At 59.5% G+C, this 12,111-nt stretch carries 11 protein-coding genes; 5 read left to right on the top strand and 6 right to left on the bottom strand.

The window, feature by feature from the left end:
- Positions 1 to 12: 12 nt before the first annotated feature.
- A complete protein-coding gene (locus AC2FD8_RS03005; protein ID WP_496853373.1) occupies positions 13 to 909 on the top strand; it encodes a ParB/RepB/Spo0J family partition protein in 897 nt (298 codons plus the stop codon).
- On the opposite strand, the gene AC2FD8_RS03000 is transcribed toward AC2FD8_RS03005, so the two are convergent.
- From AC2FD8_RS03000 to rph, 4 genes are read right to left on the bottom strand one after another with little or no spacing between them, the layout of a single operon-like run.
- The gene (locus tag AC2FD8_RS03000; RefSeq protein WP_496853374.1) at positions 899 to 1,252 is read right to left on the bottom strand and encodes a YbaN family protein; all 354 of its coding nucleotides are present in this window, start codon (positions 1,250 to 1,252) and stop codon (positions 899 to 901) included. The two genes, AC2FD8_RS03005 and AC2FD8_RS03000, sit on opposite strands and share 11 nt — an antisense overlap.
- 3 nt (positions 1,253 to 1,255) lie before the next feature.
- Complete coding sequence (gene hemW / locus AC2FD8_RS02995) at positions 1,256 to 2,410, bottom strand: radical SAM family heme chaperone HemW (protein ID WP_496853375.1); 1,155 nt, start codon at positions 2,408 to 2,410, stop codon at positions 1,256 to 1,258.
- Entirely contained in the window at positions 2,400 to 3,014 is a 615-nt protein-coding gene (gene rdgB, locus AC2FD8_RS02990; protein ID WP_496853376.1) for an RdgB/HAM1 family non-canonical purine NTP pyrophosphatase, read from the bottom strand. Before rdgB ends, hemW begins: the two co-directional genes overlap by 11 nt.
- Positions 3,011 to 3,724, bottom strand: coding sequence for a ribonuclease PH (rph, locus tag AC2FD8_RS02985; protein WP_170412685.1), 714 nt, complete (start codon positions 3,722 to 3,724; stop codon positions 3,011 to 3,013). The genes rdgB and rph overlap by 4 nt, the downstream gene beginning before the upstream one ends.
- A 112-nt stretch (positions 3,725 to 3,836) precedes the next feature.
- On the opposite strand from rph, the gene hrcA reads away from it, so the two are divergent.
- Together hrcA and AC2FD8_RS02975 are read left to right on the top strand one after the other, a co-directional pair.
- Positions 3,837 to 4,901, top strand: coding sequence for a heat-inducible transcriptional repressor HrcA (gene hrcA, locus AC2FD8_RS02980; protein ID WP_496853377.1), 1,065 nt, complete (start codon positions 3,837 to 3,839; stop codon positions 4,899 to 4,901).
- Positions 4,902 to 4,911: 10 nt separating this feature from the next.
- Complete coding sequence (locus tag AC2FD8_RS02975) at positions 4,912 to 5,475, top strand: nucleotide exchange factor GrpE (protein ID WP_496853378.1); 564 nt, start codon at positions 4,912 to 4,914, stop codon at positions 5,473 to 5,475.
- A 58-nt stretch (positions 5,476 to 5,533) separates the two neighbouring features.
- On the opposite strand, the gene mutS is transcribed toward AC2FD8_RS02975, so the two are convergent.
- Positions 5,534 to 8,146 (bottom strand): DNA mismatch repair protein MutS, encoded by a 2,613-nt coding sequence (gene mutS, locus AC2FD8_RS02970; RefSeq protein ID WP_496853991.1) that lies wholly within the window; start codon positions 8,144 to 8,146, stop codon positions 5,534 to 5,536.
- A 162-nt stretch (positions 8,147 to 8,308) separates the two neighbouring features.
- On the opposite strand from mutS, the gene AC2FD8_RS02965 reads away from it, so the two are divergent.
- On the top strand, positions 8,309 to 10,570 hold the full coding sequence (locus AC2FD8_RS02965; RefSeq protein ID WP_496853379.1) for an NADP-dependent malic enzyme: 2,262 nt from the start codon (positions 8,309 to 8,311) through the stop codon (positions 10,568 to 10,570).
- On the top strand, positions 10,567 to 11,439 hold the full coding sequence (locus tag AC2FD8_RS02960) for a ribokinase (protein ID WP_496853380.1): 873 nt from the start codon (positions 10,567 to 10,569) through the stop codon (positions 11,437 to 11,439). Before AC2FD8_RS02965 ends, AC2FD8_RS02960 begins: the two co-directional genes overlap by 4 nt.
- Here the strand turns inward: AC2FD8_RS02960 and msrA are convergent.
- On the bottom strand, positions 11,436 to 12,107 hold the full coding sequence (gene msrA, locus AC2FD8_RS02955) for a peptide-methionine (S)-S-oxide reductase MsrA (RefSeq protein WP_496853381.1): 672 nt from the start codon (positions 12,105 to 12,107) through the stop codon (positions 11,436 to 11,438). The two genes, AC2FD8_RS02960 and msrA, sit on opposite strands and share 4 nt — an antisense overlap.
- Positions 12,108 to 12,111 lie beyond the last annotated feature (4 nt).

Here is a 12,111-nt window from a genome sequence, read left to right as displayed (position 1 = left end):
GGAGAGGGCGACATGAGCGCCAAAAAAGCAAAACCCAGAGGACTTGGTCGCGGTCTGTCTGCCCTTATGGCGGACGTCACGCACGAAACGGACGGGCGCTCTCCGACAGAGCCGCGCCGGCCGGACATGACAGTTCCCATCGAGAAACTGAAGGCGAATCCAAACCAGCCTCGCCGGACTTTCCAGCCTGAGCAGTTGGATGAACTGGCGTCATCGGTCAAGGAAAAGGGGATCATCCAGCCTTTGATCGTGCGATCCATCGGTGCGGGTGAGTATGAAATCGTTGCCGGCGAACGCCGCTGGCGCGCGGCGCAGATGGCCCAACTACATGATATTCCAGTCATTATTCGCGATTTTGATGATACCGAAGTTCTGGAAGTCGCCATTATCGAAAACATCCAGCGGGCTGATCTGAATTCCGTCGAAGAAGCAGCTGGATACAAGCAGCTTATGGATCGGTTTGGCCACACGCAGGAAAAACTGGCCGAGGCTTTGGGTAAAAGCCGAAGCCATATTGCTAACCTCCTGCGGCTTTTGTCTCTGCCCATGGACGTCCAGACCCTTGTGATCGAGGGAAAACTGTCGGCGGGCCATGCAAGGGCGTTGATCACGGCCGACAATCCGTCGGAACTGGCCAGGCAAGTCGTGAAAGACGGGCTTTCGGTACGGGCCACAGAAGCTCTGGTCAAAAAGCAACAGCAAGGCACCGAAGATCGCCCGGCGCCTAGGTCTCGGGATCTGAATGCAGGCAAAGATGCGGATACCCGCGCGTTGGAAAAGGACCTCTCGGCCATCTTGGCCATGAAGGTTTCGATCAATCACAAGGCCGGGACAGAAACGGGTCAGGTAGTTTTGACCTATGAAAACCTGGACCAGTTGGACGATCTTTGCGCCAAACTCAGCCGTTAGGGCGGGTCCAGATAAAGATCATGACGCCGCTTAGAACAACGGCCTGAATGATCAGGACATGAGACGGCAAAGACAGCAGAACCGATATTCCAAATACGGCGGCGACCGAAACGGTGGCCGCCTTTTTTGCGCGCGGACGGATCGCGCCGGAGTTTTGCCAATCCACGATCATTGGCCCAAATATCTGATGTGTCAGAAGCCAATTGTGTAGCCGGGAAGACGAACGGGCAAAGAAAAACGCGGCCAACAGCAGAAAGGGAACGGTTGGAAGCAAGGGCAAGACCACACCAATCATGGCGAGCGCGACGCAGAGCAAACCAAGACCGGCCCAGAGGTACTGCATCGGCTACTCCAACAACTCGCGGATCACCGCGTTCAGAACGGCACGCCCGTCTTTGGTTGCTTTCAGATGTGTGTCTGACACCTCTATCATGCCCAGGTCAGCCAGAGAGTCGAGCTTGTTCTTGGGGAGAGGGTGCCCAGAGAGCGCGCAGAATCTCTCTATATCTAGGCCTTCCCTCAACCGAATACACATCATAAGGTATTCGATTGCTTGTTCGTTCAAAAGAACTTCGGTTCGATCACTTTCTCCTGATCCTTTGAAAACTGCATTTAGCCAGGCATTCGGGGACAAATGAGTTTCCGTCGCGAACTTCCGTCCGTTCAAAGTGACCCGACCATGCGCGCCGGGTCCGATACCCACATAGTCGCCGTAGCGCCAATAGATCTGGTTGTGCTGCGACTCGGCCCCGGGGCGGGCATGGTTGGAGACTTCGTAGGCGGGCAGGCCGTGCGTCTCGCAGATCTCTTGCGTGGCCAGATACATGTCGGCGGCGTGGTCGTCCTCGGGCAAGCCGCGCAGTTTACCGACCGCATAGCGATCCCCAAAGGCGGTGCCTTCTTCGATCGTCAATTGATAGAGCGACAGATGATCAACGGCCATCGACAGGGCCTCGGTCAACTCGGTCTGCCACGCTTCAACAGTTTGATGTTGGCGCGCGTAGATCAAATCAAAGCTGACGCGGTCAAAACAGGTGCGGGCGATGTCGAAGGCGGCGCGCGCCTCGGCGACGGTGTGGATGCGACCCAAGCGGCGGAGGTCTTCATCGTTCAGCGCCTGCACACCCATCGAAATCCGATTGACGCCGGCATCGCGATAGGACGCAAAGCGCCCGGCCTCGACCGATCCGGGGTTGGCCTCAAGCGATATTTCCATGTCGTTGGCAGGCCGCCAGAGGCCGCGGGCTTCATCAATGACGGCGGCAACGGTGTCGGGGTTCATCAGTGATGGGGTGCCACCGCCAAAGAAGATCGTATTGAGAACCCGGTCAGGCGTTTCACGAGCCGATCTTCGCAACTCGGCTAGATACGCATCAAGCCATTGTTTTTGATTAATATTTTTAGAAACATGGCTGTTGAAATCGCAATAGGGGCACTTGGCCTCGCAAAAGGGCCAATGCACATACAGGCCAAAGCCCCCGTTGCGCCAATCATCCGCCAAAGCAGCCCTTCACGAACATCTCCACCGCGCGACCGCGATGGCTGATCTTGTTCTTTTCCCAACGATCCATCTCGGCAAAGGTAGTGTCGTGGCCTTCGGGGACAAACATCGGGTCATAGCCGAAGCCGTCCTTGCCTCGGATTGGCCAGGTCAAGTGGCCGGGGGCGACGCCCTCGAACACCTCATCATGCCCGTCGGGCCACGCCAGAACCAGAGTGCAGCGGAATTGCGCGGTACGGGGATGGGCTGCGCTTTTGGCCTCTAGTTCGTTGTGGGCGCGGGTCATGGCCATCATGAAATCGCGGCCATTGTCGGTTTCGGCCCAGTCGGCCGTATAGACGCCCGGCGCACCGTCCAGCGCGTCGATGGTGATCCCGGAATCGTCCGACAGGGCAGGCAGGCCGGTGGCCTTGGCAGCAGCATGCGCTTTGATCCGGGCATTGCCGACAAAGGTATCCTCGGTCTCTTCCGGTTCGGGCAGGTTCATTTCAGCCGCGCCGACCACCGTTACGCCAAATGGGTTGAGGAGATGTGCCATCTCCTCAAGCTTGCCTTTGTTGTGCGTGGCAACCAGCAGCCTGTCGCCGTCGAACTTGCGGGTCATGCGGTGGCTGCCTTTTGGGCGGCAGCCAGCTCACCCACGCCTTTTTCGGCCAGATCCATCAGTTGATCCATCTGCGCGCGGCTGAAGACCGAGCCTTCGGCGCTCATCTGGACTTCGATCAGTTTGCCCGAGCCGGTCATGATGAAGTTGCCGTCCACGCCTGCTTCGCTGTCTTCGGGGTAGTCGAGGTCCAGCACCGGCTGGCCCGCGTAGATACCGCAAGACACAGCTGCAACAGGGTCTACCAAGGGGTCCGAGATCACGTCGCCCGCTTTCATCAGCTTGTTCACGGCAAGCCGCAGCGCAACCCAGCCACCGGTGATCGAGGCGCAGCGGGTGCCGCCATCGGCCTGAATGACATCGCAATCGACGGTGATCTGACGCTCGCCCAAAGCAACCCGGTCGACGCCAGCGCGCAGGGCGCGGCCGATCAGACGCTGGATTTCAACGGTACGACCGCCTTGTTTGCCCGAAGCCGCCTCACGCCGCATCCGGGTGTTGGTTGCGCGGGGCAGCATGCCGTATTCGGCAGTGACCCAGCCAAGGCCCGAACCCTTGATGAAGGGCGGCACGCGATCTTCGATCGTGGCGGTACACAGCACATGGGTATCGCCCATCTTGATCAGGCAAGACCCTTCGGCATGTTTGGTAAAGCCTGTCTCGATTGAAACGGCGCGCATTTCGTTTAGATCACGTCCTGAGGGTCGCATGGGAATTCCTTTGTTTGCTGGGTTGGGGATAACGTCCTGCGGCATTACGATGCAACCCCGATTGACCTTTCATTTACCTGCGATTTAATGACAGTCCAGCAGGGGACCGAGGATGAGCGAAGCCAGCAGAATTCTGTCAGAGATGAACGACCGGTCGCGCGAGGTGTTTCGGCTGATCGTCGAAAGCTATCTGGAAAGCGGTGAGCCGGTGGGAAGCCGCACCTTGACGCGGACTCTCTCAGAAAAAGTGAGCGCAGCAACCGTGCGCAATGTGATGCAGGATCTTGAGTTTCTGGGCCTGCTCGACAGCCCCCATGTGTCTGCAGGACGAATTCCGACACAACAGGGCCTGCGGATGTTCGTGGATGGTTTGCTTGAGGTCGGCGATCTAGGCGCCGATGATCGGCAGAAACTGGATGAGACTTTAGGCTCTAACGCAGGCGATGTTGGCGGTATGCTGGATCGCGTGGGCGCGGCCCTGTCACACGTGACACATGGCGCGTCGCTGGTTCTGACGCCCAAACACGAGGCCGAGATCAAGCATATCGAGTTTGTTTCCTTGGCGCATGACCGGGCGCTGGTGGTTCTGGTTTTCTCGGACGGGCATGTTGAAAACCGGCTGTTCACGCCGCCGCCGGGTCAGACGCCCAGTTCGATGCGGGAAGCTGCGAATTTCCTGAATGCGCTGATCGAGGGGCGAACCCTCAGCGAAGTGCGCCGTCAGATGCTGTCGCAGATCGATGCGCGAAAGCAAGAGATCGACGTTCTGGCCCGCGAGATGGTGGAAAGCGGGATTGCGGCCTGGGACGGGGATGGAAGCGACTCGGCGCGTCTGATCGTACGCGGCCGGGCGAATCTTCTGGCGGATTCGGGTGAGGTTGAGGAGTTGGACCGCATTCGGACCCTGTTTGATGATCTGGAACGCAAGCGCGACATTGCCGAATTCCTTGAATTGACCGAGGAAGGCGAGGGTGTGCGCATTTTTATTGGGTCAGAGAACAAACTTTTCTCACTTTCGGGTTCCTCTTTGGTTGTGTCTCCATATATGAACGCTGATCGAAAGATAATTGGTGCGGTCGGGGTCATCGGACCCACACGTCTGAATTATGGACGGATCGTACCGATCGTGGATTATACGGCGCAACTGGTCGGCAAGCTGATATCCGACCGGAGCTAGAGGGTAAGAGATGGCAGAGCCCAAAAACGAAGAATTTCTGGACGACATCATGGCGGCAGAAGCGGAAGAACTGGCTGAAGAGTTCGCTGAGATCAGCGACGAGGCGCTGGAGCTGGATGAGTTGCGCGCCGAGCGGGATGACTACAAAGACAAGTTCATGCGCGCTTTGGCTGACGCGGAAAACGCACGCAAGCGTGGCGACAAGGCGCGTCGGGATGCGGAGCAATATGGTGGGTCGAAGCTGGCCCGCGACATGTTGCCGGTTTATGACAACCTGAAACGCGCGCTTGAGGCCGCAACCGATGAGCAAAAAGAAGTGGCTGCCGGTTTGCTGGAAGGTGTTGAGCTGACCATGCGGGCGTTGAAGGATGTGTTCCAGAAGCACGGTATCGAAGTGATCACGCCTGAGGTTGGGGATCGGTTCGATCCGAATGTGCATGAGGCGATGTTTGAAGCTCCGGTGCCTGGAACGCGCGCGGGGGACATCATTCAGGTTTCGGCTGAGGGGTTCATGTTGTACGACCGTTTGCTGCGCCCGGCGCAGGTTGGCGTGTCGTCGACACCTGCGGGCTGATTGGCCTCTGCGAGGCCAAGCCTCCGGCGGAGGTATTTTTGAACAGAAGAAGGGGCGGTCAGGATTTGGCCGCCTCTTTCAGTTTGTAGATCAGGTCGAGGGCTTCGCGCGGGGTCAATTCGTCTGGCAGGATGTCGTTCAGCATATCTGTGACTGGCGAGGTTTTGGGTGCGGGTGGCGGCGGTGGAGCCGCCGAGAAGAGCGGGAGGTCGTCGATCAGGGATTTCTGTTTGCCGCCTTCGCGTTCGGTTTTTTCCAATTGGTCCAATACGATGCGGGCGCGCTCAACAACTGAGGCAGGCAGACCCGCCAGTTGCGCGACTTGCACACCGTAAGACCGGTCAGCGGCGCCTTTGTGGACTTCGTGCAGGAAGATGACCTCGCCTTCCCATTCCTTCACGGCGACGGTGGCATTGTCGACGCCTTTGAGCTTTCCGGCAAGTGCGGTGAGTTCGTGGTAATGCGTGGCGAACAGGGCGCGACATTGGTTGGCGGCGTGCAAGTGCTCCAGCGTGGCCCAGGCGATGGAGAGGCCGTCATAGGTGGCAGTTCCGCGGCCGATTTCATCCAGAATGACCAGAGCGCGGTCATCGGCCTGGTTCAGAATGGCGGCAGTTTCGACCATTTCGACCATGAAGGTCGAGCGGCCTCGGGCCAGATCGTCGGAGGCTCCGACACGGCTGAAGAGCTGACTGACAAGGCCGATATGGGCCTGTTCCGCAGGAACGTAGCTGCCCATTTGGGCCAGTAGGGCGATTAGGGCGTTCTGACGGAGGAAGGTTGATTTACCGGCCATGTTGGGGCCGGTCAGCAGCCAGATGGCGGCGCCGTCTTCGGCACTGAGATCGCAGTCATTGGCGATGAAGGCGTCACCGCTTTGCTGGCGCAGCGCGTGTTCGACCACCGGGTGGCGTCCGCCCTGAACATCGAAGGCGCGCGAGCTGTCGACCTGTGGGCGGCACCAGTTCTCACCGCGTGCGAGATCGGAAAGCGCTGTGGTCAGGTCGAGTTCGGCCAGACCTCGGGCGGCTTGGTTGAGGCGGGCAGCGAGGGTCAGAATTTCGTCAGAAATCCCCTTATAGAGCCGCTTTTCGATCTCAAGCGCCAAGTTTCCAGCATTCAGGATACGGGTTTCGATTTCCGAGAGTTCGACAGTGGTAAACCGCACCTGATTGGCTGTGGTTTGGCGATGGATATAGGTCTCGGAGAACGGCGGGTTCAGCATTTTCTCGGCATGGGTGGCCGTGGTTTCGATGAAATAGCCCAACACGTTGTTGTGCTTGATCTTCAGCGAGGTGATGCCGGTGTGCTCCGCGTATTTCTGTTGAAACCCGGCGATGACAGACCGGCCTTCGTCGCGCAGGGTGCGCGCTTCGTCCAGCTCGGGGTCGAAGCTGGGAGCGATGAAACCTCCGTCACGGGCCAACAGCGGCGGTTCTGCCACCAAAGCCTCATCCAGCAAGTTCAGGAGGTCGTCGAACCCCACAAGGTTTTGCAAGGCGGTCGCCAGCATGACCGGAAGATCCTGCCCCTCGCAGATACCCGCAATTGCGACAGCCTGCGTCAGGCCATTACGGACCGCAGCCAGATCGCGGGGGCCGCCGCGGTCCAGCGACAGGCGCGACAGGGCGCGGTCCAGATCGGGGGTTTTGCGCAAGGCTTCACGCAGGTCCGAGGCGGTCAGGCTGTCTTGGGTCGCAAATGTCACCGCATCCAGCCGGGCGTGGATTACATCCAGATTGCGCGACGGGCTGGACAGGCGTTGTTCCAGCAGACGCGCGCCGCCGGGTGTCACAGTACGGTCGACCACGGACAACAACGATCCGGCGCGGCCACCAGAGAGCGACCGCGTCAGTTCCAGATTGCGGCGGGTGGCGGCATCGATCTGCACCACGCGGTCTTCGGATTCCTTTAAAGGCGTTTGCAGCAGGGGCAGTTTGCCCTTCTGCGTGATCTCAAGATAGTCGATCAGGGCACCCATCGCAGACACTTCGGCCCGGCCAAAAGACCCGAACGCCTCCAAAGCGCCGACGTGAAACAGCCCGCAGATGCGTTTTTCCGCCGCTGTACTGTCAAAACTGGCCCGTCCGACAGGTGTCAGCGAAATCCCCAGATCGCGGACGGTTTCGTTCAGCGACTGCTCCATCCCGTCGGCGACGATCAACTCGGACGGGGCCAGTCGTGCAAGCTCAGGGCTTAAGCGAACCGACGTCAAAGGCATCACGTGAAACGCCCCGGTCGAGATATCGGCCCAGGCGAGCGCGGCCTCATCCCGGACCTCGGCATAGGTGGCCAGAAAGTTGTGGCGGCGGGCTTCCAGCAGGGCGTCTTCGGTCAGTGTGCCGGGTGTCACCAGACGCACAACATCGCGCCGAACCACTGATTTAGAGCCTCTTTTCTTGGCCTCAGCGGGGCTTTCCATCTGTTCGCAGACGGCCACGCGGAACCCTTTGCGGATGAGGGTCAGCAAATACCCCTCGGCCGCATGAACCGGGACGCCGCACATCGGGATATCATCGCCATTGTGTTTGCCACGCTTGGTCAGGGCGATGTCCAGCGCCTCGGCGGCGTTGATGGCGTCCTCGAAAAACATCTCGTAGAAATCGCCCATGCGGTAGAACAGCAGGGCGTCGGCATGGCCTTCTTTGATCTCGAGATACTGCGCCATCATCGGCGTGACTGTGGACAAGGCGGCCCCCTTCTGGCGTATTCCGGACGCGACCTTACAAACCCGGTCCCTGCGACGAAAGGTGAAAACGTATTGTCGTTGAGACGCGCCCGTGCCTGCGCTATGAGGCAAAAGCCTAACAGATGTAAAGAAACGACATATCCGATGCCCAAAGCGAAGATCACCAAAGAAGAGGCGCTGGCCTTTCACCTCGACCCGACCCCCGGCAAGTGGGAGGTGCAGGCCACCGTTCCCATGACCACGCAGCGCGATCTGTCGTTGGCCTACAGCCCCGGTGTGGCTGTTCCATGTGAAGCCATCGCCGAAGCGCCCGAGACCGCGTATGACTATACCAACAAGGGCAATCTGGTTGCTGTGATCTCAAACGGGACTGCGGTTCTGGGTCTTGGCAATCTTGGCGCGCTGGGCTCGAAACCGGTGATGGAGGGGAAATCTGTCCTGTTCAAACGGTTTGCGGATGTAAACTCGATCGATATCGAACTGGATACCGAAGACCCGGATGAGTTCTGCCGCGCGGTGCGTCTGATGGGGCCGACATTTGGCGGCATCAACCTTGAGGACATCAAGGCGCCCGAGTGTTTCATCATAGAACAGCGCCTGAAGGAAGAGATGGATATCCCCGTCTTCCATGACGATCAGCACGGCACGGCGGTGATCTGTGCGGCGGGTCTGCTGAATGCGCTGCATATCTCGGGCAAGAAGATCGAGGATGTTAAGATCGTTCTGAACGGTGCGGGCGCTGCGGGGATCGCCTGTATCGAACTGCTCAAGGCGATGGGCGCAAAGCATGAGAACTGCATCGTCTGCGATACCAAGGGCGTGATCTATCAGGGCCGGACCGAAGGGATGAACCAGTGGAAATCGGCCCACGCGATCTCGACCGAACTGCGCACGCTGGAAGAGGCCATGAGGGATGCCGACGTGTTCCTTGGCGTCTCGGTAAAAGGGGCGGTGACGCAGGATATGGTCGCCAGCATGGCCGACAATCCGGTGATTTTCGCGATGGCGAATCCCGACCCCGAGATCACGCCGGAAGAGGCGCACGAAGTCCGTGTTGATGCCATCGTGGCCACCGGGCGCAGCGACTATCCCAATCAGGTGAACAACGTTCTGGGCTTCCCCTATCTGTTCCGGGGCGCGCTGGACATCCATGCCCGCGCCATCAATGACGAGATGAAGATCGCTTGCGCCCATGCTCTGGCCAATCTGGCACGCGAGGATGTGCCGGATGAGGTGGCGATGGCCTATGGCAAGTCGCTGACATTCGGCCGCGATTACATCATCCCGACGCCGTTCGACCCGCGCCTGATCCACCGCATTCCGCCCGCCGTGGCCAAGGCCGGGATGGATACCGGCGCGGCGCGGCGTCCGATCATCGACATGGACGCGTATGAGCTGAACCTGAAGTCCCGCATGGACCCGACCGCCAGCATCCTGCGCGGCCTGAACGCCCGCGCCCGTCAGGCGCAAAGCCGGATGATCTTTGCCGAGGGCGACGATCCGCGCGTGCTGCGTGCGGCGGTGTCCTATCAACGCTCGGGCTTTGGCAAGGCGCTGGTTGTGGGCCGCCCTGATGATGTGAAAACCAAGCTGGAAGAGGCTGGTCTGGGCGATGCCGTGCGCGAGCTTGAGGTGGTGAACGCCGCCAACACTGCGCATCTCGAGACCTATTCGAATTTCCTGTATAACCGATTGCAGCGCAAAGGCTTTGATCACAAGGATATTCACCGTCTGGCGGCGCGGGACCGGCATGTGTTTTCCTCGTTGATGCTGGCGCATGGGCATGCGGATGGTTTGGTGACCGGGGCCACCCGCAAATCCGCGCATGTGCTGGACCGGATCAACCATGTGTTTGACGCCGATGCCACACGCGGGTCGGCAGGGATCACGGCCCTGTTGCACAAGGGGCGGATCGTTCTGATGGGCGATACGCTGGTGCATGAATGGCCGGATGAAAACGATCTGGCCAATATCGCCGAACGCGCCGCCGAAGTGGCCCGCCATATGGGGCTGGAACCGCGCGTTGCCTTTGTCAGTTTCTCGACCTTTGGTTATCCGGTCTCGGAACGGGCCGAAAAGATGCATCGCGCGCCTGCGGTTCTGGACCAGCGCGGCGTAGATTTCGAATACGAAGGCGAGATGACCGTCGATGTTGCCCTGAACGTGGATCAGCAGGCTGCATACCCGTTCCAGCGTCTGACCGGTCCGGCCAATATCCTGATTGTGCCCGCGCGGCATTCGGCCTCGATTTCGACCAAGTTGATGCAGGAAATGGGCGGAGCTACAGTGATCGGCCCGATCCTGTCTGGTGTCGACAAGCCGATCCAGATCTGTTCGACCGTATCGACGGCCAATGATATCCTGAACATGGCCATCCTGGCCTCTTGCGATATTGGCAAGTCATGACGATCTGGAACCTGGGCTCGATCAATGCCGACATGGTTTACGGCCTGCCGCACCTACCTGCGGCGGGCGAGACTTTGGCGGCAGAGGGGCTTGAGCGGTTTCTCGGCGGCAAAGGGGCCAATATGTCCGTTGCCGGATCGCGCGCGGGTTCTCGGGTCAGTCATATCGGTGCCGTTGGTCCCGATGGGCGCTGGGCCAAAGATAGACTGACGGAATATGGCGTCGACACGCGGTTCATCGCTGAGGTGAATGTGCCGACCGGTCACGCCATCATTGCCGTGGATGGGCAGGGCGAAAACCTGATCATCCTTTACCCCGGTGCCAACCACGCGTTGGACAGCGCGCAGATCGGGCAGGCGCTGGCCTCGGCCAATACCGGGGATATACTGGTTTTGCAGAACGAAACCAACGCTCAGGTCGAAGCGGCCCGTTTAGGGCATGAGCTTGGCCTGACTGTCTGCTACGCCGCCGCGCCGTTTCAGGCGCAATCAGTGCAGGAGGTTCTGCCCTATCTGGATTTCTTGATCCTGAATGAGGTCGAGGCCGAGCAATTGCGGCAGGAAACCGGGCTGGACGCAGCAGAACTGCCCGTGCGCCATGTGATCGTCACGCTAGGATCGAAAGGTGCGAGATATCTGCAGCATGGCTGTGACCCGATGGATTTCGCCGCGCATAAGGTGCAGGCGGTGGATACGACCGGCGCAGGGGACACGTTCACCGGCTATGTTCTGGCCGGGATGGACCGGGGCATGCCGATGGAACAGGCCATTTTACAGGCAAACCGTGCCGCGGCCCTGATGGTCACGCGGCACGGCACTGCAGATGTCATTCCGGATCTGAGGGAAGTCCGGGACGCACAGCTGGATTAAGATCCGGTAAAGGGCGCGTCGCTTCCCCAAAGCTGCTTCACCCGGGCATCCCGACCGCAGGCCTTGCGGTAGGCTTTATAGGCGTTCTTCTGGCGCTTGGGGCCAAAGCGGGTAAAGACCAGTTTCTCGCCTTTGTAATAGTCCTGATGGTATTCCTCGGCGGGGTAGAACGCGCCCTCCTGCAGGATTGGGGTGACGACCGTTTGGCCAAGTGTGCGCTGCGCACTGGATTTGGCTTGCTGCGCAAGCGCCTTTTCCCCCGCGTCAGAGACGAAAATCGCCGTACGATAGCTATCCCCCCGGTCACAGAACTGCCCACCGGCATCCGTGGGATCGACTGAGCGGAAGAACATGTTCAGCAGCGTCTCGCGTGAGACACGCGCGGGGTCAAACGTGATCTGCACCGCTTCGTAATGGCCCGTTCCGCCTTTGGTCACCTGATCATATGTCGGGTTCGAGGCAGAGCCGCCTGTATACCCCGACACAGCACCTGTGACGCCGGGTACGGATTCGAAATCGGATTCAACACACCAGAAGCATCCTCCGGCAACCGTCAGGGTCTCGGTCCCTGCAGCCGGGGCCGGAACGGCGCGAAAGGTGGCAGTCAATGCAATCAGGGTGAACAACAGGGCGGGTTTGAGGCAGTCGAGATATGCAGTCCGGGTCATGGTA

It is taken from the genome of Ruegeria sp. YTSC192 (genome assembly GCF_059609705.1).
The sequence above is the reverse complement of the archived record's forward strand: the minus strand, read 5'-3'. Positions and strand labels throughout refer to the sequence as shown.

Excerpts from the sequence above, each read along its gene's own strand:
- rdgB (WP_496853376.1), bottom strand. The coding sequence starts at position 3,014 with ATGACCCGCAAGTTCGACGGCGACAGGCTGCTGGTTGCCACGCACAAC.
- AC2FD8_RS02965 (WP_496853379.1), top strand. The coding sequence starts at position 8,309 with ATGCCCAAAGCGAAGATCACCAAAGAAGAGGCGCTGGCCTTTCACCTC.
- rph (WP_170412685.1), bottom strand. The coding sequence starts at position 3,724 with ATGCGACCCTCAGGACGTGATCTAAACGAAATGCGCGCCGTTTCAATC.
- AC2FD8_RS02975 (WP_496853378.1), top strand. The coding sequence starts at position 4,912 with ATGGCAGAGCCCAAAAACGAAGAATTTCTGGACGACATCATGGCGGCA.
- hrcA (WP_496853377.1), top strand. The coding sequence starts at position 3,837 with ATGAGCGAAGCCAGCAGAATTCTGTCAGAGATGAACGACCGGTCGCGC.
- AC2FD8_RS03005 (WP_496853373.1), top strand. The coding sequence starts at position 13 with ATGAGCGCCAAAAAAGCAAAACCCAGAGGACTTGGTCGCGGTCTGTCT.
- msrA (WP_496853381.1), bottom strand. The coding sequence starts at position 12,107 with ATGACCCGGACTGCATATCTCGACTGCCTCAAACCCGCCCTGTTGTTC.
- AC2FD8_RS03000 (WP_496853374.1), bottom strand. The coding sequence starts at position 1,252 with ATGCAGTACCTCTGGGCCGGTCTTGGTTTGCTCTGCGTCGCGCTCGCC.
- AC2FD8_RS02960 (WP_496853380.1), top strand. The coding sequence starts at position 10,567 with ATGACGATCTGGAACCTGGGCTCGATCAATGCCGACATGGTTTACGGC.
- mutS (WP_496853991.1), bottom strand. The coding sequence starts at position 8,146 with ATGATGGCGCAGTATCTCGAGATCAAAGAAGGCCATGCCGACGCCCTG.